The 24,377-nt window shown below is 40.3% G+C and carries 24 protein-coding genes, 1 tRNA gene, 1 pseudogene and 1 riboswitch; of the genes and pseudogenes, 8 read left to right on the plus strand and 18 right to left on the minus strand.

From position 1 onward, the window contains the following. Nucleotides 1–15 precede the first annotated feature (15 nt). From cysC to BSM4216_RS07925, 6 genes are all read right to left on the minus strand, one after another. Nucleotides 16–609: an adenylyl-sulfate kinase gene (gene cysC, locus BSM4216_RS07900; protein WP_003352912.1), complete on the minus strand. Its 594-nt coding sequence runs from the start codon at nt 607–609 to the stop codon at nt 16–18. Between the two features lie 141 nt (nt 610–750). Next, a complete protein-coding gene (gene sat / locus BSM4216_RS07905; RefSeq protein WP_048623360.1) occupies nt 751–1,902 on the minus strand; it encodes a sulfate adenylyltransferase in 1,152 nt (383 codons plus the stop codon). Nucleotides 1,903–1,956: 54 nt separating this feature from the next. Next, entirely contained in the window at nt 1,957–2,703 is a 747-nt protein-coding gene (locus BSM4216_RS07910; protein WP_048623361.1) for a phosphoadenylyl-sulfate reductase, read from the minus strand. Nucleotides 2,704–2,786: 83 nt separating this feature from the next. Then, nucleotides 2,787–2,898: riboswitch (SAM riboswitch) on the minus strand. 527 nt (nt 2,899–3,425) lie between these two features. Continuing rightward, complete coding sequence (gene parC / locus BSM4216_RS07915) at nt 3,426–5,858, minus strand: DNA topoisomerase IV subunit A (RefSeq protein WP_048623362.1); 2,433 nt, start codon at nt 5,856–5,858, stop codon at nt 3,426–3,428. A gap of 3 nt (nt 5,859–5,861) precedes the next feature. Further along, nucleotides 5,862–7,835, minus strand: coding sequence for a DNA topoisomerase IV subunit B (parE, locus tag BSM4216_RS07920; protein WP_280513057.1), 1,974 nt, complete (start codon nt 7,833–7,835; stop codon nt 5,862–5,864). A 288-nt stretch (nt 7,836–8,123) separates the two neighbouring features. Beyond that, nucleotides 8,124–8,534, minus strand: a complete 411-nt coding sequence (locus tag BSM4216_RS07925) for a CoA-binding protein (RefSeq protein ID WP_048623364.1) — start codon at nt 8,532–8,534, stop codon at nt 8,124–8,126. Nucleotides 8,535–8,817: 283 nt separating this feature from the next. On the opposite strand from BSM4216_RS07925, the gene plsY reads away from it, so the two are divergent. Both plsY and BSM4216_RS07935 read left to right on the plus strand, forming a co-directional pair. Beyond that, entirely contained in the window at nt 8,818–9,399 is a 582-nt protein-coding gene (gene plsY / locus BSM4216_RS07930; protein ID WP_040340886.1) for a glycerol-3-phosphate 1-O-acyltransferase PlsY, read from the plus strand. A gap of 233 nt (nt 9,400–9,632) precedes the next feature. Continuing rightward, nucleotides 9,633–9,929, plus strand: coding sequence for a HesB/YadR/YfhF family protein (locus tag BSM4216_RS07935; RefSeq protein WP_048623365.1), 297 nt, complete (start codon nt 9,633–9,635; stop codon nt 9,927–9,929). Nucleotides 9,930–10,001: 72 nt separating this feature from the next. On the opposite strand, the gene BSM4216_RS07940 is transcribed toward BSM4216_RS07935, so the two are convergent. From BSM4216_RS07940 to acnA, 6 genes are all read right to left on the minus strand, one after another. Next, nucleotides 10,002–10,304: a hypothetical protein gene (locus tag BSM4216_RS07940; RefSeq protein WP_048623366.1), complete on the minus strand. Its 303-nt coding sequence runs from the start codon at nt 10,302–10,304 to the stop codon at nt 10,002–10,004. A gap of 339 nt (nt 10,305–10,643) precedes the next feature. Then, nucleotides 10,644–10,874 (minus strand): small acid-soluble spore protein Tlp, encoded by a 231-nt coding sequence (tlp, locus tag BSM4216_RS07945; protein ID WP_003352922.1) that lies wholly within the window; start codon nt 10,872–10,874, stop codon nt 10,644–10,646. Between the two features lie 38 nt (nt 10,875–10,912). After that, complete coding sequence (locus tag BSM4216_RS07950; protein ID WP_040340887.1) at nt 10,913–11,056, minus strand: acid-soluble spore protein N; 144 nt, start codon at nt 11,054–11,056, stop codon at nt 10,913–10,915. 60 nt (nt 11,057–11,116) lie between these two features. Continuing rightward, on the minus strand, nt 11,117–11,260 hold the full coding sequence (locus BSM4216_RS16285; protein ID WP_082142289.1) for an FbpB family small basic protein: 144 nt from the start codon (nt 11,258–11,260) through the stop codon (nt 11,117–11,119). A gap of 84 nt (nt 11,261–11,344) precedes the next feature. Then, nucleotides 11,345–11,929 carry a peroxiredoxin family protein gene (locus BSM4216_RS07955; RefSeq protein ID WP_048623367.1) on the minus strand — a complete coding sequence of 195 codons (585 nt, stop codon included), beginning with the start codon at nt 11,927–11,929 and terminating at the stop codon, nt 11,345–11,347. Between the two features lie 112 nt (nt 11,930–12,041). Continuing rightward, nucleotides 12,042–14,759 carry an aconitate hydratase AcnA gene (gene acnA, locus BSM4216_RS07960; RefSeq protein ID WP_003352926.1) on the minus strand — a complete coding sequence of 906 codons (2,718 nt, stop codon included), beginning with the start codon at nt 14,757–14,759 and terminating at the stop codon, nt 12,042–12,044. A gap of 281 nt (nt 14,760–15,040) precedes the next feature. Between acnA and BSM4216_RS07965 the strand changes: the two genes are divergently transcribed. Beyond that, on the plus strand, nt 15,041–15,544 hold the full coding sequence (locus BSM4216_RS07965; RefSeq protein WP_048623368.1) for a DUF1648 domain-containing protein: 504 nt from the start codon (nt 15,041–15,043) through the stop codon (nt 15,542–15,544). 292 nt (nt 15,545–15,836) lie between these two features. Further along, a tRNA-Arg gene (locus BSM4216_RS07970) sits at nt 15,837–15,910 on the plus strand. 228 nt (nt 15,911–16,138) lie between these two features. Here the strand turns inward: BSM4216_RS07970 and BSM4216_RS07975 are convergent. Then, nucleotides 16,139–16,672: pseudogene (locus tag BSM4216_RS07975) on the minus strand (N-acetylmuramoyl-L-alanine amidase family protein); the annotation flags it as partial. A gap of 262 nt (nt 16,673–16,934) precedes the next feature. On the opposite strand from BSM4216_RS07975, the gene sspO reads away from it, so the two are divergent. Further along, complete coding sequence (sspO, locus tag BSM4216_RS07980) at nt 16,935–17,084, plus strand: small acid-soluble spore protein O (protein ID WP_048623370.1); 150 nt, start codon at nt 16,935–16,937, stop codon at nt 17,082–17,084. An 87-nt stretch (nt 17,085–17,171) separates the two neighbouring features. On the opposite strand, the gene BSM4216_RS07985 is transcribed toward sspO, so the two are convergent. After that, nucleotides 17,172–17,432 (minus strand): hypothetical protein, encoded by a 261-nt coding sequence (locus BSM4216_RS07985; RefSeq protein WP_003352930.1) that lies wholly within the window; start codon nt 17,430–17,432, stop codon nt 17,172–17,174. Nucleotides 17,433–17,549: 117 nt separating this feature from the next. Here BSM4216_RS07985 and BSM4216_RS07990 point away from each other — a divergent pair, with 117 nt between their 5' ends. Beyond that, complete coding sequence (locus tag BSM4216_RS07990) at nt 17,550–17,693, plus strand: small acid-soluble spore protein P (RefSeq protein ID WP_003352931.1); 144 nt, start codon at nt 17,550–17,552, stop codon at nt 17,691–17,693. Nucleotides 17,694–18,109: 416 nt separating this feature from the next. After that, nucleotides 18,110–18,379 carry a hypothetical protein gene (locus BSM4216_RS07995; RefSeq protein WP_048623371.1) on the plus strand — a complete coding sequence of 90 codons (270 nt, stop codon included), beginning with the start codon at nt 18,110–18,112 and terminating at the stop codon, nt 18,377–18,379. Between the two features lie 414 nt (nt 18,380–18,793). Here BSM4216_RS07995 and BSM4216_RS08000 read toward each other — a convergent pair whose 3' ends face one another. Further along, entirely contained in the window at nt 18,794–19,618 is an 825-nt protein-coding gene (locus tag BSM4216_RS08000; RefSeq protein ID WP_048623372.1) for a thermonuclease family protein, read from the minus strand. A gap of 105 nt (nt 19,619–19,723) precedes the next feature. Continuing rightward, the gene (locus BSM4216_RS08005; RefSeq protein WP_040340921.1) at nt 19,724–20,293 is read right to left on the minus strand and encodes a lytic transglycosylase domain-containing protein; all 570 of its coding nucleotides are present in this window, start codon (nt 20,291–20,293) and stop codon (nt 19,724–19,726) included. Between the two features lie 324 nt (nt 20,294–20,617). Between BSM4216_RS08005 and BSM4216_RS08010 the strand changes: the two genes are divergently transcribed. Further along, nucleotides 20,618–21,049, plus strand: coding sequence for a MarR family winged helix-turn-helix transcriptional regulator (locus BSM4216_RS08010; protein ID WP_003352937.1), 432 nt, complete (start codon nt 20,618–20,620; stop codon nt 21,047–21,049). A 62-nt stretch (nt 21,050–21,111) separates the two neighbouring features. Here BSM4216_RS08010 and BSM4216_RS08015 read toward each other — a convergent pair whose 3' ends face one another. Beyond that, nucleotides 21,112–22,677: a hypothetical protein gene (locus BSM4216_RS08015; protein ID WP_048623373.1), complete on the minus strand. Its 1,566-nt coding sequence runs from the start codon at nt 22,675–22,677 to the stop codon at nt 21,112–21,114. A gap of 447 nt (nt 22,678–23,124) precedes the next feature. Beyond that, nucleotides 23,125–24,372, minus strand: a complete 1,248-nt coding sequence (locus BSM4216_RS08020) for a glutamate-5-semialdehyde dehydrogenase (RefSeq protein ID WP_048623374.1) — start codon at nt 24,370–24,372, stop codon at nt 23,125–23,127. Between the last annotated feature and the right edge of the window lie 5 nt (nt 24,373–24,377).

Consider the following 24,377-nt stretch of genomic DNA (forward strand, 5'->3'; position numbering starts at 1 on the left):
GAAATTCCTCCTCCTTTAGATCCAATTTCTTTCTTTTATATAGGACAAAAGCTGTTCCGCGCATTCTTCGATTGAAAACCGATCGGTCTCCAATACGATTTCAGGCGATTCAGGCTCTTCATAGGGAGAAGAGATACCTGTGAAATCTGAAATCTCTCCTTTACGCGCCTTTTTATAAAGTCCTTTTGGATCACGTTCTTCGCATTGGCTGAGGGGACATTTGACATACACTTCAATAAATTCATCTTCTTCGAGCAATTTTCTGACCGTTTCACGATCTTCACGAAATGGGGAAATAAAAGCAGTAAATACCATTTGCCCACTATCTACAAATAATTTGGCGACTTCTCCAATTCGGCGAATGTTTTCTTTGCGATCTTGTTCCGAAAATCCGAGGTCTTTGTTTAAACCGTGGCGGATATTGTCCCCATCTAACACATAAGTCTGCACCCCTAATTCATGAAGTTTTTTGGCGACGCGGTTGGCGATCGTGGATTTTCCTGATCCCGACAGCCCTGTAAACCAGAATACAGCGCTGTGATGCCCATTCCGTTTCCGGCGTTCCTCTTTTTGCAAAGATGGTTCATGCCATACAATATTTTGTGCCATTCTATATTCCCCTTTTTGCTGACTCATTTATAAAAGCTTTATACAAGTAGTGTTGAGATCTATTAATACTTTTTGATTGAACCCGCCGCCAACTCCCTATTTAAGAAGTCAACGGCTGGTTTTAGAAGCACTAGCGCTTTTTTATTGATGAACCGGCGCTTTTTCTTTTAAGCCTTTAATTAAAACTTCCACTACTTCCTTGCGGCTAAAAGTGCTAGGCGGCACTTCTCCATTGCGGAGCATTTCCCTTACTTTTGTTCCTGATAATATGACATGGTGTTCTTTTCCATGCGGGCAAGTTTTCGTAGACGCCATGCTTTCACATTTCGTACAGTAAAAACTATGTTCAAAGAATAAGAGAGTAATATCAATTTCCTCCCGAGTAAATTGATCAAATATTTTTTGAGCGTCATACGTACCGTAATAATTTCCGACTCCTGCATGGTCTCTCCCGACGATAAAATGCGTGCAGCCATAATTTTTTCGCACCATCGCGTGGAATACAGCTTCCCTTGGGCCGGCGTAGCGCATGGCTGCCGGGAATACGGCTAAAAACACACGGTCTTCAGGGTAATAATTTTTCAAAAGTACTTGGTAGCTTTCCATCCGGACATCAGCAGGGATGTCGTCTGCTTTTGTTTCCCCGACAAGCGGATTTAAAAAGAGGCCGTCCACAATTTCAAGAGCTGATTTCTGAATATATTCATGCGCCCGATGAACCGGATTTCTGGTTTGAAAGCCGACGACTTTTTTCCAGCCTTTTTCTGCGAAAATTCTTCTCGTTTCTGCCGGGTCAAAATAAAATTCGCTAAATTGCGTTCTTTTAATTCTTTTGACTAGAACAATAGGACCTCCTACATAAACATTTCCGCGGCTGAACATTTTTTTCACACCCGGATGGGCTAGTTCCGTTGTTTTGTAAACCAATTCCGCCTCTTTTTGTTGATCTGGTTCATAAATATCTTTAATGGTGATCACACCATATGTAGCACAGTCAAAAGTAAGCCGAACCTGTTCCCCGATTTGTAGATCGGCTGCTTTTTCTTTTGTGACCGGCAGTGTAATGGGGATGCTCCAAACAATGCCGTTGGAGAGCCTCATCGTTTCGACTACGCTGTTGTAATCTTTTTCTTCTAGGAATCCTGTTAAAGGACTATAGGCTCCTGTCGCGATTAATTCAAGATCGCTTAAAGCAGTGGCATCCAGCTCAATTTCTTTTTCAATGCCTTCGAATGGATATTCTGGATTGTACGCTTGAATTAGAACTCCTCCGTGCGGTTTTATTTCGGTCATGTAGAGGATCCTCCTTATTTTATATATTTAATCAGTCTACTTGGTTTAGTGATTTTAAGAGGGCAGATGTAAACCGCATTCCGTTTTTCCGGTGCCTTTCCATCTTCCGGCCCGTAAATCCTCTAAATCAAATACAGGAGAGGTGCAAGGCTGGCATCCGATGCTTGGATATCCTTGATCGTGCAAAGGATGGTAAGGCAGTTCTTCATTATACGCATACCGCCAAATTTCTTTCCACGTCCAATGAATTAATGGACAAATTTTAATTTTGCCAAACTTTTTATCAAGGTTTATGTAATTCGTGTGTTTTCTTGTTTCTGATTGTTCCCTTCTCAAGCCTGAGATCCATGCTTCAACAGGTTCGAGAACACTTTTTAGCGGAACAATTTTGCGTAGATGGCAGCACAAATTCGGATCTTTTTTCCATAATTCTTCACCGTATTGTTCGCTTTGCTGCTGCAGCGTTAATTCCGGCTTTTGCATGACGATGTTCAGTTCCGGATAACGTTCTCTCGCTTTATCAATGGTTTCGTATGTTTCTTGAAAGTGCAGTCCTGTGTCTAAGAAAACGACGGTCGCTTTTGGATTGATTTTATAAATCAAGTCCACAAGTACACTTCCTTCTATTCCAAAACTGCACGAATAGACAATTTTTTCTCCATAATGGTCATAGGCCCATTCCAGAACTTCTAATGCCCCTTTTGTTTCACTCTTTTCATCAAATTCCGGTAGTTGATAATGATCCCACGTGTCAAACGTAAATAATTCGCTCAAAATACCCCTTCTTTCTATACCACTCATTGGTGTTCCTGTTTAGAGGCTGATGGTAAAATGAAAAAATCTTTCCATTTCAGGAAAGAATCAATAGGTACCATATCATACATACCTTATCTCCCAAAATGGATACCATTTTGCTGGAATTGGCACCTTACCTTCTTTTCAAGGCAGGTTGCCAGACTTCATTGGGCCAGGTCCCTCCGTCGTTCTTGATAAGTTTAATTGCTTTTTATTTTATCAGAAAGTTACTAAAAGTCAACGAATTTTTCCGCAGTTTTTTGATAGGAATTTATAGGAATTTATAAAATTTGTAGAATCATTTTACCTTTTCGTATAAATAAACTCATAGGCAGCAAGAAAAAATTTAAAGAGAACAACTCTTTGCTGAAATGAAATTTTTCTTCCTTCTTAAATTTGGGGCATTGTATTTCCTGCATTGGAGTCATTGTTTTGCCACATCCATTGCTTGAAAGGATTAACTTCTTGATGGGGCGTTTGAAGATTTTACGGTGGAAAACGGTTTGGCATTAAAAAGTAGTACCTTCATGGAAGTGATCCGAAAAAGAGCGACATGTTTTAAAAAATGGATATAAATACCCATATTGTTTGTCTGATGATTTGTTCAAAACAATACAAATGAATTATTGTGCAAAAAAAATCTCCCATCAAAATCTTTTTGATGGGAGATCCTTCTACTTTTGTTTTACAGCATTGCTTATACATATATCTCGCCGTAGAAAAATCCTTTACTCTGTACCGGACGGTTTTTCTGTCCATCCTTCTATGACTGTACCGCTTTCTGATTCGTCAATGGCAAAATTGCCATTTGAGTAGCGGTCATTCTCTCTTAATCCGGAAAGGGAAACCGTTTCTACGACTCCTTTTTCCGTTCGCAAATAAACGATGGAGTCATTGTCGGTGAGATCTAAATACGCAATTCGGTGCGGATGGGATTTTAATTCTCTTAATAAAACAAGACCCCGTTTAGCTCTGGACATTTTTTCCATTTCATTCAATTTCATTTTTTTCACAGCTCCGCGCTGGGTTGCCACAAAAATATAAGGCTGTTCTCCTCGGACGAATACTTTTCCTCTGACCACATAATCATCTTCTTTTAAATTGATGCCTTTTACTCCGGCCGCTCTTGGTCCTACGGTATTAATTTCTTCTTCTTCAAACCATAGCCCATATCCCAACCTTGTAGCAATGAACACATCCATTTGGCCGTTTGTTAAAAACACATCGATTACTTCATCATTATCTTTTAAATTAATGGCCACAAGCGGACGTGAATAGCGCTGTGCTTTATACTGAGACAGTTCAGATTTTTTGGTCATGCCGTTTTTCGTGAAAAAGAGAAGATAGCCCTTTTCCTCAAAATTTTGGACCGCAATGGCTTGAATGATCTTTTCGTCTTTTCCTATGGCGATCAGGTTGGCAATATGCTGCCCCATTTCTTTCCAGCGAATATCAGGCAATTCGTGTACAGGAATATACAAATAATTCCCTTTGTTAGTGAACAATAGCAGCACATCGGTGGTGCTCAATTCCGCTTGGAACAGCAACCGATCTGAATCTTTCATCGCCAAATCGGCACCGCTTGAAGCCGAGTAGGAACGAAGACTTGTTCTCTTAATATATCCTTCTTTCGTAACGGTTACCATGACGTCTTCAATAGCAACGGTCACTTCAGGATTGATTTTTATTTCTTCTATTTCTTTTTCAATGGTCGTCCGTCTTTCATCCCCATACCGCTTTTTCATTTCGATTAATTCCTTTTTAATAACGGACAATAGTTTCTTTTCGCTTTCCAATATGGCCGTCAATTCAGCGATTTTCTTTTTCAAATCTTCCGCTTCTTTTTGCAAAGCAGTGACATCCGTATTGGTAAGGCGGTACAGTTGAAGGGAAACGATCGCTTCTGCTTGCGGTTCAGAGAATTCAAATCGATTCATTAAATTCAGCTTTGCGTCTTTTTTGTCTTTGGATCCTCTAATCACCGCAATCACTTCATCGAGTATGGACAGCGCTTTGATTAATCCTTCTACAATATGTTGTCTTTCCTTCGCTTTTTGCAAATCGTATTTTGAACGGTTCGTGACCACTTCTTTTTGATGGGCGATATAAGCGTCCAACAGGGCAGGCAAACTCATCAGTTTCGGCCGGCGCTCATGAATCGCCACCATGTTGAAGTGGTACGCAATTTGCAGATCGCTATTTTTATACAAATAGTTCAGAATTCCTTCTGCATTTGCTTCTTTTTTCAATTCAATGACGATCCGCATGCCCGTTCGATCGGTTTCATCCCGGACTTCGGCGATTCCTTCCACTTTTTTGTCAATACGAAACTCTTCAATCCGTTTGACAAGATTCGCTTTATTGACATCAAACGGAATTTCAGTTACCACAATTTGTTTGCGCCCGCCGCGAATCGTTTCTATTTCCGTTTTACCGCGTATCACAATTTTTCCTTTTCCTGTTTCATATGCTTTTTTGATTCCGTCAATTCCTTGTATAATGCCCCCGGTCGGGAAATCAGGACCCTTAATGACCTTCATCAAATCGTCTACGGTGCAATCAGGTTGATCCATTCGCATAATGACACCGTCAATAATTTCTCCTAAATGATGAGGCGGTATTTCCGTCGCATATCCAGCCGAAATACCCGTAGAACCGTTCACAAGCAAATTTGGAAATCTTGCCGGGAGGACGGTCGGTTCATATGCGGTATCATCAAAATTAGGCACAAAATCAACTGTTTTTTTATCAATGTCCCTCAGCAGCTCTGATGCGATCGCGGACAGTCTCGCTTCTGTATAACGCATTGCAGCCGGAGGGTCGCCGTCGATGCTTCCGTTGTTTCCTTGCATTTCGATCAGCAGGTTCCGCAATTTCCAGTCTTGGCTCATCCTGACCATGGCTTCGTAAACAGAGGAATCACCGTGCGGGTGGTAATTGCCAATGACATTACCTACCGTTTTAGCAGATTTTCGAAAAGCTTTGTCATGAGTATTGCCATCGACCAGCATTGCGTACAATATGCGCCTTTGTACAGGCTTTAAACCATCGCGGGCATCCGGCAGCGCCCGATCTTGAATGATGTATTTGCTGTACCGGCCAAAACGGTCGCCCAACACTTCCTCAAGTGGTAAATCTTGAAAACGTTCTTCCATTGCCATCGACTATTCAACCTCCTCTCGATGGGACAGATTTTCATTTTCCAGAAGACTCACATCTTCTTCAAGGCCAAACGCCACATGATTTTCAATCCATTTGCGACGCGGCTCTACTTTATCTCCCATCAAGGTCGTCACTCGCCGTTCCGCCCGGGCGGCATCATCGATTCGAACCCGGACGAGCGTTCTTGTTTCGGGATTCATAGTCGTTTCCCACAGCTGGTCCGCATTCATTTCGCCTAGCCCTTTATAGCGCTGAATCATATAGCCTTTGCCGACTTTTTTAATGGCCGCCTGCAATTCCTTTTCCGTCCATGCGTATTCCACTATCTCTTTTTTCCCCGTTCCTTTGCTGACCTTGTACAAAGGAGGAAGCGCGATAAATACTTTTCCCGCTTCAATTAATGGCCTCATATAGCGATAAAAGAACGTGAGAAGAAGTACTTGAATATGCGCTCCGTCCGTATCGGCATCCGTCATAATAATAACTTTGTCATAATTGGAGTCTTCTACAGAAAAATCAGGACCGACGCCGGCTCCAATGGCATGGATGATCGTATTGATTTCTTCATTTTTAAAAATATCCTGAAGCTTTGCCTTTTCCGTGTTGATTACTTTTCCACGCAACGGAAGCACAGCTTGGAATCTCCGGTCGCGTCCTTGTTTTGCAGAGCCGCCCGCGGAATCCCCTTCCACCAAATACAATTCATTACGATTAGGATTTCGCGATTGGGCAGGTGTCAATTTTCCGGACAGCATGGAATCTGATTTTTTTCGTTTTTTCCCGTTTCTCGCTTCTTCTCGCGCTTTTCTTGCTGCTTCTCTAGCCTGAGACGCTTTGATGGCTTTTTTGATCAACAAAGAACTGATATCAGGGTTTTCTTCTAAAAAGTAGGATAACTGTTCGGAAACAACGGCATCTACAGCGGAGCGGGCTTCGCTTGTTCCAAGTTTTCCTTTTGTTTGGCCTTCGAACTGAAGCAATTCTTCCGGGATCCGGACGGAAATGACAGCGGATAATCCTTCGCGAACGTCAGAGCCTTCTAAATTTTTATCTTTTTCTTTTAATAAATTGACTTTTCTGGCGTAATCATTAAACACCCGCGTCATCGCCGTTTTTGCTCCGGCTTCGTGAGTTCCCCCGTCTTTTGTACGGACATTGTTGACGAAGGAAAGAACATTTTCCGAAAATCCGTCATGAAATTGAAAAGCAAACTCCACTTCGATTCCGTTTTGTTTTCCTTCAAAAAACGCGACAGGATGCAAAGGTTCTTTATCTTCGTTCAAATATTCTACAAATGCTTCAATGCCGTTTTCAAAATAGAACGTATCATGTTGATTATAACGTTCATCCCGTATATCGATCTTTAGCCCTTTTAATAAAAAGGCACTTTCTCTTAGTCGTTCACATAAGATTTCATAATTGAACACAACCGTACTAAATATAGTCGGATCCGGTTTAAAGTGGATTTTTGTTCCTGTTTTCGTCGTTTTTCCGATTTTTTCTAAAGTCGTTTCCGGTTTTCCGCCATTTCGAAAGCGTTGTTCATAAATGAATCCGTCTCGCTGAATAGTCACAATCAGCCATTCCGATAAGGCATTGACCACGGAAGCGCCAACCCCATGCAAACCGCCGCTTGTTTTGTAGCCGCCTTGTCCGAATTTCCCCCCGGCGTGAAGCACCGTGAGAATGACTTCGGGAGTCGGCTTTCCAAGTTTATGCATTCCAGTCGGCATTCCACGACCGAAATCTTCCACACTAACCGAATTGTCTTTATGTATAACGACTCTAATTTCATCACCATAGCCAGACAATGCTTCATCCACCGCATTGTCGACAATTTCATACACCAAGTGATGCAATCCTTTCGAATCGGTTGATCCGATGTACATTCCTGGCCTTTTTCGAACCGCTTCCAAACCTTCTAATACTTGAATCGCATCCTCGTTATATTCCATTTGGTTCTTCTTATTTGCCACGAACATTCCCCTTTCAAAACAAAAACAAACAAACGTTCGCATTTTATTATAACATACATAATGATAAATGAAAAATCCGTCCAAATAACCAAAACATCTTTTATTTGGTTTTGTACAGGTTCATTTTAACCATCCAAAAGCGTTCTCCATTCACGTTCAAAAGACACCTATGCACTATTTTACCTTTTCATGAAAAAAGCGCAAGAAAGGAAATGAAAAACTGTTTCACAGATACAGGGCCAGGCCTCATTATATGAGGACTGGCCCTTGCCCAGGTAGGTATGTTGTTTATTTTGTCATGGCATGCTCGATTTTAATACAGCGATTCATAATAACGGTGTAGCCTTTTTCTTTTAAATATCGGTACACTTCTTCATTTTCGATCCCTAATTGAGCCCAAAAAACAGGACAATCAATCTTTGTAAATTCTTCCGCAATTTCCGGCAATGCCTCCGATCGACGGAAAACATTCACAATGTCAACCGGCCCTTCAATATCCGTTAAAGAGTCGACCGCTTGAACACCCAACACTTCATCTACAGCTGGGTTTACGGGAATGATTTCATATCCTGCCTGTTGCATCGCTTCCGCTACTTCATAAGAGGGGCGATTCGGATTATTGCTTAGACCCACAACGGCAATTCTTTTGGCTTTTTTTAAAATTTCTCCAATTTCTTCTCGTGATGGATTCTCGATCATACTGTTTCCTCCTTTTTTAGCCTGCATGCAGCTTTTTATTCTATTCTATCTCTTCAATCTAAATCCTGCTCATCTGAAGCTTTCGCTTTTCATAAAAAAATCTTTTTTTATTGATCCCGACCATGATAAAATAGAGTGAAACTTCCAATTGGGGCGTCCTGTTCAGCGGGAAAAGGCATTGTTCAAAAATTTTTAGGCGTTCATCAACGATTGTATAGGAATTGGATATAAAGAAAATAAAAACCGATAACAACATAGTTCGGAAAAAGGGGCAATGACCAGAATGGAATATGTAGTCTTTATTTTAATAGCTTATCTGCTTGGTTCCATTCCATCTGGCTTGATTGTGGGAAAGATATTTTATGGTGTGGATATCCGCGAACATGGAAGCGGAAATTTAGGAGCAACCAACGCTTTCCGCACACTTGGAATAAAAGCAGGATCTGTCGTGATTATCGCTGATATCCTAAAAGGCACGCTCGCTACTTTGCTTCCAATCTGGTTCGGTGCAGACTTGCATCCTCTGATCGCAGGTATGGCAGCTGCCGTTGGGCACAGCTTTCCCGTTTTTGCCGGATTTCGAGGAGGAAAAGCAGTGGCTACATCAGGGGGAGTACTGCTGGCGTACGAGCCGGTCTTATTCCTATTATTAGTCGTAGCCTTTTTGATTAGCTTATACATATCCAAATATGTATCGCTTTCCTCCATCATCGTTTCCATAATCGCTGTGATCTATACTTTCTTTAAAGGGGATATCCCCTTGATCATTGTCGTATTGTTCTTGGCATCCTTTGTTATTTTCCGCCACCGAGCAAACGTCAAAAGAATTCTGAATAAAACGGAGCCAAAAATTAAATGGATGTGAAAAAAGAGCCTTATCACAAAAGGCTCTTTTTTTCTGGGAGTGCCATTACGACATTATATATCTACAGAGAGAACGTTGATCCGATATTCGAACGATCGTATTCGCGAATAAGAGTAGAAGGAAACGGGTCAGCTTCGACGTGCTTATTGGTTGTTCTTTTTTGGCCAAGAAAGGTAAACTAACTATGAGATAAGTATTGGATCTAATCCAAAACAAAACGAGGTGTATTTAAGATGAATATTCAGATATCCAAAAAAGCGCTTGAGTGGTTTGAGGATGAAATGGGCGTGAAAAAAGGAGAATTCGTACGATTCTTTGCCCGTTACGGCGGGTCCAGTCCGCTTCATCAAGGATTTTCACTGGGAGTTTCAAAAGAAGAACCCATCCAGATTGGAGCGAAAGCAGAATATAACGGGGTTGTATATTATGTAGATGAAAAAGACCTCTGGTTTTTCGACGAACATGATCTTTATGTGGATTATAGCGAAAAATTGGATGAACCGATTTATCAATATACGCTTCAATCGTAAAAAATTATAGGGCGGCCCCAAAAGAATTTCTTTTAGAGACCGCCCTGGAAGAATTAACGGAAAACGTTGAACCTAAAGGCGAAAATGCCGAATATGGTCTGTCAATCCTTCTGATTGAAGGATTTCTTTTTGTTTTTCCCCAAGAAGATCAAAATGGGAGTAACCGTCTCGTCGAATGTGAATCCATTCTTTTTTCAAACCGTATTTTTTCCCCCATTTGGCTAACTTTTCAAGGTCATTACACCCTACTTTCGTCACACTGTGACAATCAGGAAAGCGGCTGTCCAACCAAAAATGTGTTAAAAAAGCAATTTCGCCATTTTCAATTCGATGTTTCCAATTTAACAGTTCTTCCCTTTTGATTCCAAATGCCATAACCGTCCCTCCTTGCCTACGGATATTGCTTGGACAGGCATTTTAGATCGTTCTCATGCTTCGTGTCGTTCGGGAATGTTCTTTTTACAGCGAAATCGAAAGAACCTAATCTTTACACTTTACAGAAACAGCATTTCATCGTAAAAGGAGACGTTTCCCCTTTTTCCGTTTCCGCGGTGTACCCGTATGTAATCATTTCGATTCATTTTTTTCCGAAATAAGCATGAACACTCTCACTTCAAGCCATTGATATTTTATCACAATACTCGATCATTCGCTTTTAAACTGCTTCTGATGGCATAAGAAAAGGGCGACTCAAGTGAGTCAGCCCTAAATTTGTTATTCTGTTTGCTGATTGGAAGCTTCGTCTTTTATTTCATTCCGGAATCCCTCGATGCTTTGACGACGGCGTTCATTTTTTTCTTTAATTTTTTCTAATTGTTCTTCGGAATCTGTATAGGCCATTGATTCCTCTGCTCTTTCCATGTTTTCAATCGTATGATGAATCATGTTTTGCAATTTTTCTACATTGTCACTGCGATCGTCTGGATTTGGACGATGATTGGTCATGAAACATCCTCCTTGTCGTCATATATTGAGAGCTGGATTTACTCGCCTTTCGTCTGGATCACTTGTGCGTGGTGTCCTGATTTGTCTTGCATTTTTTTGCCTTTGTTGCCTCCTGCTGCACGAGGCTGGGTGCCTAAATGATCCGGCACAAAATATTTGCTTTTTTTATGTGGATTGCTCATAAAAAAATTCCCCCTTGACATAAAGTTTCTCCTGTTCTGGGGGGATTATAACGCAAAAATTTATTCCGCTTTTTCCATTCGTCTCATTTCCAGTCGTGCCTCAAGCCTCTCCTCGATCTTATCCAGCGCTTGTTGATCATGAAGAAGCGCTTGACGATTCTCTCTTACTAATTCATGAAAGGATCTTTTTCTGATTTTTCTCATTGTTTTCCCTCCGTTGTTAGTGCTGTTGATTTTTAGTATGGCCAAGTGGAAGAAAGAGTATAAACAAATTTGCAAAATTTTTTATTATTTTAGCCAATTGATCATTTGCTGAAGTTGTAAATTTCCAATATGTTTATGGATGATCACTCCATTTTCATCAATGACATAAGTTGTCGGAATAGCCGCTACTTTATATGTTTCATTCACTTTGCCGTCTTGATCTAAAAGAATAGGGTACGATATGCCATATTTCCGGGCAAACTGTGTAACATTTGATTCAGGATCCATATTGACTGCCAACAATTCCACTGATCCTTTATTTTGTTCATAAAATCTCTGCAAAACCGGAATTTCTTCTTTACAAGGTGGACACCACGTAGCCCAAAAGTTGATGATAATCTTTTGTCCTTTTCTCTCTTTTAAGCGTATCCGCTCTCCCTTTAAAGTCGTCAGCGTAAAATCCGGTGCGTTTTCACCTATTTTTAAACCAGGAAGACGATCTCCTTTCTTTAGACGCTGATCTTGTTTACCTGTCTTTTCCATTAGATTGGATTGATTCTTCTCTTCTTTCTTTGCATTTTCCGGAAATGGATCGGCTTTCAGTTGCTGGCTCGCAGCCATCAGCAGAAGACAAGCAATCAATAGGACTCCCCATTTTATTTTGATCATGCTGACACATTCCTTTCGAATATGCTTTGTCCTATTATATGCCTGTCCATAAATGTTAGAAGACAAAGAAAAAGAGGCTGACAAAATTTTGTCAACCTCTTTTTAAGAAGGATTACGCATGTTTTAATTGTTCAAATTTGCGACGAAGAACCATTTGTAAAATTCCGCCGTGACGGTAATAGTCAAGTTCTACTTCTGAATCAAAACGAACCATCACTTCGAATTCTTTCTTATTGCCGTTTTCGTCCGTTGCCGTTACTTTAATAATGTCATGAGGTTTGACATTATCGTCGATATGAACATCGATCGTTTCTTTACCGGTTAAGCCAAGAACTTCCGCATTTTCACCTTGTTTGAATTGAAGAGGGAGAACACCCATCATCACAAGGTTAGAACGGTGAATACGTTCGTAGCTTTCAGCGATAACGGTTTTAATTCCTAAAAGTTTCGTACCTTTTGCTGCCCAGTCACGGGAAGAACCCATTCCATAGTCTTTTCCGGCGAGAACGACTAGACCCGTTCCGTCTTGTTGATATTTCATGCATGCATCATAAATTGGCATTACTTCTCCTGTCGGCCAATAAGTCGTAAATCCGCCTTCCGTTCCAGGAGCGATTTGGTTGCGGATGCGGATATTGGCAAATGTTCCACGCATCATGACTTCATGGTTGCCACGTCTGGAGCCGTACGAGTTGAAATTGCGCGGCTCTACGCCTTTGGAGCGTAAATATTTTCCTGCCGGAGTATTTACGCCAATGGCTCCTGCAGGCGAAATATGGTCTGTTGTAACGGAGTCGCCGAATTTTCCGACTACACGCAAACCTGTAAGCTGTTTAATTTCTTCAGGATTTTCAGAAAGCCCTTCAAAGAATGGAGGGTTTTGAATGTAAGTCGAATTTGGATCCCAATTATAAAGTGGTTCATTGCTGGTTTTAATCGCATTCCATTTGGCGTTGTCATCGAAAACACGTTCATATTCTTTACGGAACAATTCTGGAGTTACCGTACGTTGAACGACTTCTTTAATTTCATCGGAAGAAGGCCAGATATCCTTAAAGAATACATCGTTTCCATCTTTGTCTTTTCCGATTGGGTCGTTTTGCAAGTCGATATCCACTGTTCCGGCAAGTGCGTAAGCCACAACTAATGGAGGCGAAGCAAGATAGTTTGCTTTTACAAGCGGATGAATACGACCTTCAAAGTTGCGGTTTCCGGACAATACAGATGTCACGAAGAGGTCGGAATCCGTAATTGCTTTTTCAATTTCCGGAAGAAGCGGTCCGGAGTTGCCGATACACGTTGTACATCCGTAACCAACAAGGTTAAATCCGATTTTTTCAAGATAGCTTAGCAAGCCGGAGTCGCGTAAATAACCAGTTACCACTTTAGATCCAGGAGCTAAAGAAGTTTTGACATATTTCGGTACATTCAGCCCTTTTTCAACGGCTTTTTTTGCCACCAATCCGGCACCGATCAATACATAAGGGTTAGATGTATTGGTACAGGAAGTGATAGCTGCAATCGCCACTGCTCCCGTTTTCATAGTCACTTCTTCGCCGTTTTCGAACTTCACCACGGCTTCTTTATCAAATTCTTTTTCCGTCAACCCGAAACCTTGAGTGCCTTGTGGTGCTGTAACGGCTTGACGGAAAGAAGATTGCATTTTTGAAAGCGGAATTAAGTCTTGTGGGCGTTTTGGACCCGACAAATTCGACTCAATTTCAGAAAGATTGATTTCTACTACGTCTGTGTAGATTGGATCTTCTTTGGGATTAAAGAACATATCATTTTCTTTTAAGTATTTTTCAACAATTTGGACATGTTCTTCTTCGCGTCCAGTCAAGCGAAGATAGCTTAACGATTCGTCATCTACCGGGAAGAATCCGCATGTTGCCCCATATTCAGGCGCCATATTGGCAATGGTAGCACGGTCGGCAAGCGGCAGCTTAGAAACACCCGGACCGAAGAATTCAACAAATTTTCCTACCACGCCTTTTTGACGAAGTACTTGAGTCACTTTTAACGCCAAGTCTGTCGCAGTCGAACCGTTTGGCAGTTCTCCTGTTAATTTGACACCAATGACTTCAGGAATTGGGAAATAAGAAGGTTGTCCAAGCATACCAGCTTCTGCTTCGATACCACCTACGCCCCATCCCAATACACCAAGTCCGTTGATCATGGTTGTATGGGAATCCGTACCTACTAGAGTATCTGGATAAGTTTCATATTCGTTCGGGCTTGTTTCTTTTACGTGAACCACACTTGCAAGATATTCAAGGTTTACTTGGTGGACAATCCCGGTTGCCGGCGGAACTGCACGATAGTTTTTAAAGGCCTTTTGTGCCCAGTTTAAGAATTGGTATCGTTCAGCATTTCGTTCAAATTCCAATTCCATGTTTTTTTCCAAAGCGTCAGAAGTTCCATATTTGTCGACTTGAACAGAATGGTCAACGACAAGATCCACCGGAATTTCCGGATTGATCATTTCTGGTTTTCCACCCATATCGCTCATCGCTTTACGCAATGAAGCCAGGTCTACAACCGCTGGTACACCTGTAAAATCTTGCAAAATAACGCGGGATGGTTTGAACGGAACTTCTCCGCCCTCTACGTCTTTTGAACCCCATTTCGCCAAATTTTCAATATGTTCTTTTTTAATGACTCTGCCATCATATTGGCGGAGAACTGATTCTAATAATACTTTGATCGAATATGGCAAGCGGCTGACATCTGCCACATTGGCATCCTTTAAAGCCGCTAGACGATAATAATGATATCGTTTACCATTCACTTCGAATGATGAACGAGCGTTAAAAACGTCGTTTGTCATCCCAATTCCCCCTCTTCTGTTATGTAAGACTATGCAGCGAAAAGTTTGAATGGAAATTCAAACTTTTCTTATATGTTCATCTTAATACAAGCGCTAACATAAGTAAATAACAAGAATGTTATTGTTTTTCATAAGTTTTCCTTATATCGACAAATTGTGTCGATATGAATGCCCAATCATAGGCATCATTTTTTCTCTTCATTTTTCAAATTTCTCTTGAAACTTTAACGGTCATTGCCCGTATTTTAATTAGTTAACCATAAACATCGGAGGCGATCAAAATGGAAATTCGAAAGCGTCCTGCATTAAAATTAAAAAAGACGCCATTAGGAAACATTCTAAACATTATTTCATTATTAGTGTACATCGGAAGTGTTATGCACTTATTCATGCACTGGTCTTCCTTGCCGAATCGAGTTCCAATTCATTATAACTTGGTCGGAGAAATAGACAAATGGGGCAGCAAAGAGGCTATTTTTTTCCTCCCGATTACAGGCGCCATTTTATGGATGGGGCTTGCAATTCTCGAAAAATTCCCACACCTTTATAATTACATGGTTGTTTTAACGGAAGAAAATATAGAACGGCAATACAAAAACGCAAGTACTATGATCAACGTTGTAAAAAATGAAATCCTCCTTTATATTGCTTATTGCAGTTGGAAAGATGTGAATATTGCCTATGGACGCGATGTCGTTTTAGAAACTTGGGATTTACCTATATTTCTTCTCATCCTTTTCGGTTCGATCGGATTTTTTATCATCAGGTCATTCCGTTTACAATAATGGTATAAGATTGGATGGTTTGTTTTTTTCATATAATAATTTTTTGAACCCGTCTTGGTTTTCATCAACACTGGATGATTATCGAAACATAGCATAAAGTGAGCATAAAAATGGAAATTGGGTACGATCATCACTTTCCAAAAGACATATATTTAAAAGGATGTTTATTCTGTAGATAAGAAAACTTGCCATGGAAAAGATTACACGGTCACCTACTTTTCTCCTTATTCTCCAACTTATTTTGATAAAGTTATTGACCTTCGTTCTAATTCACCTTATAATTTTTATCAGTGTCCCGGTAGCTCAGCAGGATAGAGCGACAGCCTCCTAAGCTGTAGGTCGCGAGTTCGAATCTCGCCCGGGACGTTTTTTCATGATTCATTTTCACAGTTGTATGAAGAAGGGAATAGAGACAGGGAGGTTGTCAAAAATCGAGACAGCCTCCCTGTTTCGCTTAAAGATTTGCAGTAGTTTAAAACGGTCCTATCTTGTTAAGCAATAATCATTCAATGGATGACATGATCTTTAATACGTGCTGCTAAGCGCTTTATCGGCCATAGCCGATTAACCAGCAGAATCCTTTGGTGTTATAGGTTTTAAGTTGGCGATCTTTACAATCCCCTGAACATGACCTTTTGCTATTTTTTCAATAAAGCTGGGATCTTTCAGCTTTGTCGCATCTTCAGTATTATCAATAAAGCCGTTTTCCGTTAAAAGCGCCGGCATTCGGCTTTCGCGAAGAACATGAAAGTCCCCCTGCTTTTTCCCTCGATCATAGAACCCCGTTGCTTTTATAATTTCTTGATGAATGGTATTTTGATACGAAGTGGTAGGTTGTCCGACGCCCGGATAGATAAAAGATTCGAATCCTGTTGCTCCTCCGGAATTAACGTGAACAGATAAATAAAAGTCTGCCCCCCAAGCGTTGGCTTTCTCTGTTCTGGCAGTCAATGTCGGATAAGAATCCCCTGAACGGCTCATGAGAATGGCAATTCCTTCATAATCGTTCTGCAGTCTGTCTCGAATCAGTTGACAAATTTTTAGTGTAATATTTTTTTCCATAAGGCCGTTTCCCGTTGCTCCAGAGTCTTTTCCCCCATGTCCTGGATCTAAAAAAAGTTTAAACATGCTTCATCCCCTCCTTTAGATATTCAACCTTTCCAGCTATCTCTCAAGGTTGTTTAGGATATATAACTCGTCAGTGAAGGACTTTAAAAAGCTGACCAATGCGTTCTGCTATATAAATACGGAATTTCTCAACGTAACGTTACGGTCATCATCCAAAAATGAATGCCGATAAAAAACAGAATATTCTGATATCGAGCATTAAAATATTCCAATTATATCTTGCAGCAAGGGTCCACAAGCTAGTTATAAGGAGGTGCACCATATGACCAAAAGAAAAGCAAACCATGTCATTCCCGGAATGAATGCATCCAAATCACAAGGAGATGGAGCTGGATACAACGAAGGGTCCTCCAACGAACCACTGACGGAACAGCAAAGACAAAACAATAAAAAAAGAAAGAAAAACCAATAAAATTTCACACTGACGACGACATCTTCTCAATCAAACCAAAAGGGATGGTCGAGACAAACAAACATCGCCTATGTTGGCGATGTTTGTTTATTCATATTCATTTACTTTTTCCACAATATCCGTTAAAACTGCATGGTATTTTTCCAATTGCCTTCTTTGAGTTTCCGTTGCGGTTTCTAAAGCATTTTCAACTTGCTGATAAGCTTTGTTTACCTCATTTTTTAAATGAGATAATTGGGAACCAAAATCAGCGGAATCGATTTCAAGTTCCAGAGATGCTTTTTCGACTTCAGAAACTCTCTGTTCAGCATCTTGAAACGCTCTCTGCTTACTTTTTTGATAAGGCATGATGGAGCAACTCCTTCATTGGAGAATCACTTTTATTCTGTGTCAAAAACAACAAATTATTCGGTGTTTGTTTTGAATAATCGCACACAATAAGGTATAGCAAGGAGGGATATAAAAATGAACAAAAACGATGGGAAAGATATGAGAAAAAATGCTCCAAAAGGACACCACACTGGTCAGCCTGAACCATTAAGCGGTTCCCATAAAGTCAAAAACAGAAACCATACCCGTCAAAAACATAATCCCGGCCACGGAATGTAAGTAAACACGCCGGTGACCCCGGCGTGTTTTTAAAACTTATTGTTCATTCTATTTGAATGAGTACTTTTTTCGGGTATTTAGTTTACATAATAATTTTATCGATAACTTTTTATCCACATCCATCTTTTCAAGAAAGATTCCGGAAGGTCCGTTGGCTGTACATCGGAATTTTTTATGAGTTCTTTTTATAAGAATCAGAATCAGAATGTTTTCTTTTTCAAAAAAGCCTATTTTTTTAAATCAGGATACTTGTCCTTTCTATTTTGCATTTTTTTCATACTATATAAGGAATTCGATTACCTGCTGTTCTTTTGACATTGAAAATGCTATTGGGTGATCAGGTATATCGTGCAGAAGTAAACTAAGCGCTTCTGTCAAAAGCAAGCTTTATCAATAATGAAGCGGGAGGTGTCTTTATGTCAGTACACCATTTTCATTCCTTATGTCAAAAACATATGGGTAGAGCCGTTCGTATTAGAACTCGCGATGGTAGGATTCACGAAGGAATCATTCATCGCGTTCATCGTGAGAGAGTATTCATCCGTCCTTTTTCTAGAGGTCGTTTTAACCGTTACGGAGGTTATGGTTATGGTTGGAGATATGGCTATGGATGGGGTGGTTTCGGCGTTGGAATTGCATTAGGAGCAATCGTCGGCCTCGCTCTTCTTCCTTTCTTTTTCTGGTAAACTAGATGGCTTTAGAAAAATGGCATAAGTTTTGCTCACTCATAGATGGATCGCTATCGATTATTTTAGCTTTTGTGAATCTCGTCCATATTACTTTCGCACATTTCATCGCTAAGAATGGAGAACCAAAGAATCAATAAAAGTCGCAAATAATATATTTACAAAGACGATTTGTATATGCCATTTCTTTCCTTTAGGTAAAGGACGGACGGGACCATTATATCCCCTAATATCTTTATCCGTCTATCTTTCTGATTGTTCTACGTTGTTTGAAATGCAAAATCCTTATAGATTCAATACTCTCAAGAAAAAGAGATGTCACAAACAACACGTAAACAAAAGAAAGCTGCACCCTAAATGGGCGCAGCTTCTCTTATCCTAGCCGGGATGACTCATTTCGTTTTTGGGACGATGTTATCGCTGAGAAGGACGAAATCCTGCAGCTTCCGCTTCTTCACGGGAACAGAACACTTTTTCCGGTTTCGTTTCATCATAATATTCGTCGCCAGGCATATGGTATATTTTTTTACCGGAACTGGAGATGTTCCCTTTAATATTGCAGCTTCCCTTGGAATGGTCTTGTGTTGACGATTTCTCTGTACCTGTTAATGAATTTTGTTCCTTTCCATTCGAATTATATCCATGGTCCGTTACATAATTTTCAATAGACCAGATTCCTTTCTTCTCTCTTTGCGCGACTGCTTGTGCAGCTCTAAATTCATCGACATATTTTGTATTAGGCGGAAAGACTGCCACGCGGGCGAGGCCCTTTTCAATCAGCAGTTTATTGTAATTTTGATGATTTAACCACACGTAAGCCAGAAGCCTGCCGTACTTGTCCCTTTCTTGAACATCAAACTCCAGCGTAACGGTTTTACCGGTCAATTGTGATTTTGTAAAGGCGGAGGCTTCCGGACCAAACGGTTGAACCCCTAATCTAGGATGTTTCGTTTCCGGTGTATCAACTAAAATCATCCGTACCCGTTCTTCTTTTCCGTTTGCCATCCGAGCCACAAATGTATCACCGTCTACTACACGCACTACAACAGCACGTATCCCTTTTACATAAGATTTATTTGTTCCGGCATAGGCTTTTTTCGACTGCTGATCGGATGCTGCTTCATTAGAAGCAGATTCGTTTGTTGTTGTTGATGAATGCTTATTTTGCTGACCGCCGGTTGACGAACAGCCAGACAAAATAAGTACGCACATACTAAAGATAGCGAACCACTTTTTCATATTCTTCTCTCCCTAATCTATTGATGAAACTCTCCCTGTTGATGGCAAAATGAAAAGGGGAACGGCAAAACAGTTCATTTTACCAAATAAAAAAGTTATGTAAACTCAAAAGCTTGTAGATTCAGTCATTTTATATTTATTCGTGTAAAAAAGTACTTCTTCTACATATTGCTCACTATGGTTATAAGCGTAGACCGCTTTCTTCCAATGTCCATTAGCCGCCCCGTTTCGTGCTAAATAATTGGCTGCGCTAAATACTGCATCTTCAAGATCAAAAGGATCCGCCTTGCCGTCTCCGTTGGCATCCACACCATAGCCGCCATATTTTTTAATGACAGCCGGGTTGGTTTTATCTTTTTCAGGAATTTTGCCTTTTCCTTTCCCTTCGCAGCCAGGATATTTCCACCCCACAAACGTGCATGGCATGAATTGCATCGGTCCTTCAGCACCTGCAGGAGAAACTAACGGACCTTTAGAAAACTTCGTTTCCACTCGATGGTGTGCAGCTAAAAGCTCCCAAGGTACCCCGTATTTTTGTGCCGCAGCTTTATATATCGGAATATATTCCTTCGGTATGCTCACATTTTCCTCAATCTTTCCATTTGTCCATTTATAAGTCACGAAACCGACCAAAATAATAAATGGAAAAAGAAACCAAATGAATGCTTTTTTCATCACTGTGCTTGTCACCCAATCCAAAAGTGATATCCATGTCTATATTATGGATAAATTGGAATGGATGCAAGTGAGTTTTTTAAAACATTAGAAAGTAATGGGCTGATAGTCTTTGTACAAGTTAAAGGTAAGGTGGAAATTTTGCCAATAAAAAGCAAAACTTTTCTCCAATCCTTTCCAAGAGTAAATTGATTTTTCTTGTTGTTTCCATGTATACTGCTCATGTGAAGAATTTCGCCTTCTTTTAGCCTCTTTTCTCTTTCGGAAAAACAACGGTGATCTTATGAATAGAAATACAGCGCGTAATGAAAAGGATTGATGAGGATGGAAAAAGGGAACATATTTTCATTTATACACACAATGGAACTATTGAACAACCGATTATTAATTTATTGGAATCAAATGTTTCCAAAAAACATCAGCATTTCTCAAATCCTCGTTTTAGCGGAGCTGTGGGAAAAAGGTCCAAGAAAACAATCGGACCTTGCTACGCGGCTTGGATTTACACCAGGAGCCATGACCAATATCGCCAATAAATTAATCGAAGCCGGAGTAGCGGAACGAATTTCAGATGAAAAAGATAGGAGAATTGTTTATTTAGCGATCAACCAATCTGGAGAAGATTTACTTTTGGAAGCCATGAAAATGGGACAAAAAATGTATTTGCAGCTTTTTCAACAGCTGACAAAAGAAGAGCATAAAGTATTAAACTCTGTCTATGGAAAATTACTGTCATTTTTGGAAAAACAAAAATAATCGGTTGTTCAGATGGAGCGGTTCCCGCATTCACCATTTTTGGTGGTTATGCAGGAACCGCTTTATCGTTTTCGAGAAAGTGCAAGATTAGGATTCCTGTCCTTTCCTAGCTGTTTAAGGCCATACGTCTCTTTTTCGGCTTCTTCCTTCCGCGCCAACAATTCTCGTTCTTCTTTCTTTAATTGGGAAATGCGCTGCTCAACTTCTGTCAATTTCTTTTCAGCCTCTGTCAGCTGTTTTTCACATTCATCCCTCTTAAAGGCAGAGTGTTCAATTTCTTGTGTTAAAACTGGATCATAGTCGGGATATTTCGAAATAGTCAACTCTGTCATTTCATCAAATATTTTATTTAACTTCTTCTCCCACTGTGCCTTTTCAGTTAAATAAAAACTTGATTGGAGAAAAGAAGCTACGGACTTGACCACTCCTTTTGCACCCGCTTTCTTTTGCTCCAGCTTCTTGTCGATGTTTTCCATTTTTTCTTTGATTCGATAGTATTCAACAGTCGTATCGCCAAAATAAGGACGATTTTCATCAGCAATTAGTTGGTTTTTTAGTTTTTCTTTTGCGATCGAAAGATAGGTTTCACTTTCTTTTTTCATCGTTAAGATGGTTGAATGCTCACTCTCCAAATCGTTCCGTTCTTTCTTATACTGTTCCTGCTCACTCCGATTTTTTTCCAATTGTAAAAGCAAAGAAATGTAATTTCTGTATCGTTTGCTCCAAACATCGGCTGTATTCTGAACATCAGCCAATTGAGAATATGGGGCTTCTAAACCATGCAACATTATTTCCAACAGGACAAAAGGAACCAATTCGTTTGAAAACAATAAATGCTGATAACGAAACGGAACAAGTTTGGGTCCAAAGAGAAGCGAATATAAAAAGTCCGGACTAAGCAAAAAGAATAGAAGCGGATCCGTTGTCAATTGGCTAAAAGCCGTGTTGGAAAATGATCGCAGCTCCCGAAATCTTTGCAAAAACTCCCCAAAGTATGAATAGCCGGATACAGAAGTTAAAGCGTTGACCAACTGAACAATCCCTTCATTCTCTATCCATCGGCGTATCTGTTCTGAATCGAACTGATCGATCATCATGATAGACTTTAACTGCTGCCTTTCGTTTATGGGCAAAGAATTCAGTGTATCTGCAATCGTTTGATACCATTCGGTTGAGTCTTCATTCAACCTCCTGTGAAAATCTTTTAACAGCTGACTAAATTGCCAACTCACAATCATCCCAAGCTGGCTTTCCAAGTGATGCTGTTTGGCAAACGCAGAAAAATCCCGGTTCTTCTTGGAAAGGAGTTGGAACGTCTCTTCAATCACTTGGTCAAATCCTTTTGTAATTTCAAAGACCGTGTGAAATCGTCCACCTTTAATCTTTAACACTTTTAATAACTGCAAAAAAATAGCAAGACGCAACTCATCCTCGCTTAGAGGAGCGCAATTCTTTGTTTCCGTTTCTATATATTTGAAAAAATGATCTTGATGATCTCTTGATAACCAATCTTTTGTTTTATTGGATACAATGTCCCAAATATTCGTTTTGCAAAAAAGAATATAAAGATAACGCAACTCATCGCCTTTTAAAGAGCTGAGCGAACGCGCCAGAAATGATCCGTCCATAGTCTCCCCCTCTTTACTGCGGCTGTTCTTTTTGTAGTTCTATTATAAACGATCTTCCTGATCATGAATAAGGAAATCTCTTTCTCCATTTTCCATCCGACTTTGTTACTTGATAATAAATGATTCCACTGTAGCTTATTCTATACGTTTTAAGAGAAGCACGATAAGCTTCATTTCCTCATGCGATTGAAATGGAAAAATCCTTATGGCTTATTATATATGTTAGATACAGCCATAAGGATTTTACCCCTTTTTTTCCTACTGAACAATAGATATCTTGCATAAAAGATCTTTAGAATCAGTCGTGTTTACGAAATCTTACCTAAAATGCCTGATTTTTTCATCCTTTTCGTTTCAATTTATACCTATTTATTTTAGATTTCACTGATTCACATTCTTTGTCATCTCTTAACGGAAACGTATGTTGTTGGCCATCATGCTCGCACATTAGTTTCTAATTTGGCCGTTTCCATAAATCAAGTATTTCGTTGTCGTTAAAGCCTTTAGTCCCATTGGTCCCCTTGCGTGCAATTTTTGCGTGCTGATGCCAATTTCAGCACCAAACCCGAATTCAAATCCATCTGTAAATCGAGTGGAAGCATTGTGATAAAGAGCTGCTGCATCCACTTCATTGAAAAATTTCGCTACATTTTGATCGTCAGCTGTAATGATGGCTTCTGAATGTTTCGTTCCATATTGGTTAATGTGTTCAATGGCTTCCTCTACCGAAGAAACGATTTTGACAGCTATAATTTTATCCAAATACTCGGTCGACCAATCTTCCTCAGTTGCAGGCTTCAGTCCGACGGCCAGTTGTTGGGCTTTTTGATCTCCTCGTACTTCGACTTCATGATCTTGAAGACGTTTGGCAAGTTCCGCAAAATACTTTGCAGCCCAGTTTTCATGGACGAGAACCTTCTCCGCCGCATTGCAGACGGAAGGTCGTTGAGTTTTGGCGTTAATGACGATATCAATGGCCATTTCTTTATCAGCTGATTCATCAATGTAAATGTGGCAATTTCCGACACCTGTTTCTAGCACTGGAACAGAAGCTTGTTCCACGACGGATTGGATCAAATTTTTTCCGCCGCGAGGAATCAACACATCTAAATATTCCGTGAGTGTAAATAATTGCTGAGCGGTTTCTCTTGAAGTATCTTCCAACAATTGAACAGCATCCGCAGGAATTTCCGTTCCTTCAAGGGCTCGTCTAATGCAATCACTAATCGCTATGTTGGAATGTTGAGCAGATGAACTGCCTCGCAGTATCACCGCATTTCCTGTCTTTAAGCATAGTGTGGCCGCATCCACGGTCACATTTGGACGTGCCTCATAAATCATCCCCACCACACCAAGTGGAACTCTCACTGTTTTGATTTGCAGTCCATTGGGCCGTTCCCAACTGTCCAAAATTTCCCCTACAGGATCTTTTAAATCAATGAGTTGACGGATGCCGTCCGCCATATCTTGAATCCTTTTCTCATTGAGAGTCAAGCGATCAATCAATGCCTCTGTCATTCCTTTGGCACGAGCGTTCTCAACGTCTTTTTTATTTTCCACAAGAATAAAGGATATTTCTTCTATTAGTTGTTTCGAAATAGCAGCTAACGCTTCATTTTTTTGTTTTGTTGTTTTACTGGCTAGCTCAGCAGAAGCTTGCTTGGCCTTTTTCGCTTTTTCCAGCAACTCCGTCATCGTTT

The sequence above is a fragment of the Bacillus smithii genome (genome assembly GCF_001050115.1).
GTDB lineage: Bacteria > Bacillota > Bacilli > Bacillales > DSM-4216 > Bacillus_O > Bacillus_O smithii.

Excerpts from the sequence above, each read along its gene's own strand:
- BSM4216_RS07955 (WP_048623367.1), bottom strand. The coding sequence starts at position 11,929 with ATGATCAAAATAAAATGGGGAGTCCTATTGATTGCTTGTCTTCTGCTG.
- parC (WP_048623362.1), bottom strand. The coding sequence starts at position 5,858 with ATGGCAATGGAAGAACGTTTTCAAGATTTACCACTTGAGGAAGTGTTG.
- BSM4216_RS08020 (WP_048623374.1), bottom strand. The coding sequence starts at position 24,372 with ATGACGGAGTTGCTGGAAAAAGCGAAAAAGGCCAAGCAAGCTTCTGCT.
- BSM4216_RS07995 (WP_048623371.1), top strand. The coding sequence starts at position 18,110 with ATGTCAGTACACCATTTTCATTCCTTATGTCAAAAACATATGGGTAGA.
- BSM4216_RS08010 (WP_003352937.1), top strand. The coding sequence starts at position 20,618 with ATGGAAAAAGGGAACATATTTTCATTTATACACACAATGGAACTATTG.
- BSM4216_RS07935 (WP_048623365.1), top strand. The coding sequence starts at position 9,633 with ATGAATATTCAGATATCCAAAAAAGCGCTTGAGTGGTTTGAGGATGAA.
- BSM4216_RS07990 (WP_003352931.1), top strand. The coding sequence starts at position 17,550 with ATGAACAAAAACGATGGGAAAGATATGAGAAAAAATGCTCCAAAAGGA.
- tlp (WP_003352922.1), bottom strand. The coding sequence starts at position 10,874 with ATGACCAATCATCGTCCAAATCCAGACGATCGCAGTGACAATGTAGAA.
- BSM4216_RS07940 (WP_048623366.1), bottom strand. The coding sequence starts at position 10,304 with ATGGCATTTGGAATCAAAAGGGAAGAACTGTTAAATTGGAAACATCGA.
- BSM4216_RS07925 (WP_048623364.1), bottom strand. The coding sequence starts at position 8,534 with ATGATCGAGAATCCATCACGAGAAGAAATTGGAGAAATTTTAAAAAAA.
- acnA (WP_003352926.1), bottom strand. The coding sequence starts at position 14,759 with ATGACAAACGACGTTTTTAACGCTCGTTCATCATTCGAAGTGAATGGT.
- BSM4216_RS08005 (WP_040340921.1), bottom strand. The coding sequence starts at position 20,293 with ATGAAAAAAGCATTCATTTGGTTTCTTTTTCCATTTATTATTTTGGTC.
- BSM4216_RS08000 (WP_048623372.1), bottom strand. The coding sequence starts at position 19,618 with ATGAAAAAGTGGTTCGCTATCTTTAGTATGTGCGTACTTATTTTGTCT.
- sat (WP_048623360.1), bottom strand. The coding sequence starts at position 1,902 with ATGACCGAAATAAAACCGCACGGAGGAGTTCTAATTCAAGCGTACAAT.
- BSM4216_RS08015 (WP_048623373.1), bottom strand. The coding sequence starts at position 22,677 with ATGGACGGATCATTTCTGGCGCGTTCGCTCAGCTCTTTAAAAGGCGAT.
- cysC (WP_003352912.1), bottom strand. The coding sequence starts at position 609 with ATGGCACAAAATATTGTATGGCATGAACCATCTTTGCAAAAAGAGGAA.
- BSM4216_RS07965 (WP_048623368.1), top strand. The coding sequence starts at position 15,041 with ATGGAAATTCGAAAGCGTCCTGCATTAAAATTAAAAAAGACGCCATTA.
- BSM4216_RS07910 (WP_048623361.1), bottom strand. The coding sequence starts at position 2,703 with ATGAGTGGTATAGAAAGAAGGGGTATTTTGAGCGAATTATTTACGTTT.
- BSM4216_RS16285 (WP_082142289.1), bottom strand. The coding sequence starts at position 11,260 with ATGAGAAAAATCAGAAAAAGATCCTTTCATGAATTAGTAAGAGAGAAT.
- BSM4216_RS07985 (WP_003352930.1), bottom strand. The coding sequence starts at position 17,432 with ATGCCTTATCAAAAAAGTAAGCAGAGAGCGTTTCAAGATGCTGAACAG.
- plsY (WP_040340886.1), top strand. The coding sequence starts at position 8,818 with ATGGAATATGTAGTCTTTATTTTAATAGCTTATCTGCTTGGTTCCATT.
- BSM4216_RS07950 (WP_040340887.1), bottom strand. The coding sequence starts at position 11,056 with ATGAGCAATCCACATAAAAAAAGCAAATATTTTGTGCCGGATCATTTA.
- sspO (WP_048623370.1), top strand. The coding sequence starts at position 16,935 with ATGACCAAAAGAAAAGCAAACCATGTCATTCCCGGAATGAATGCATCC.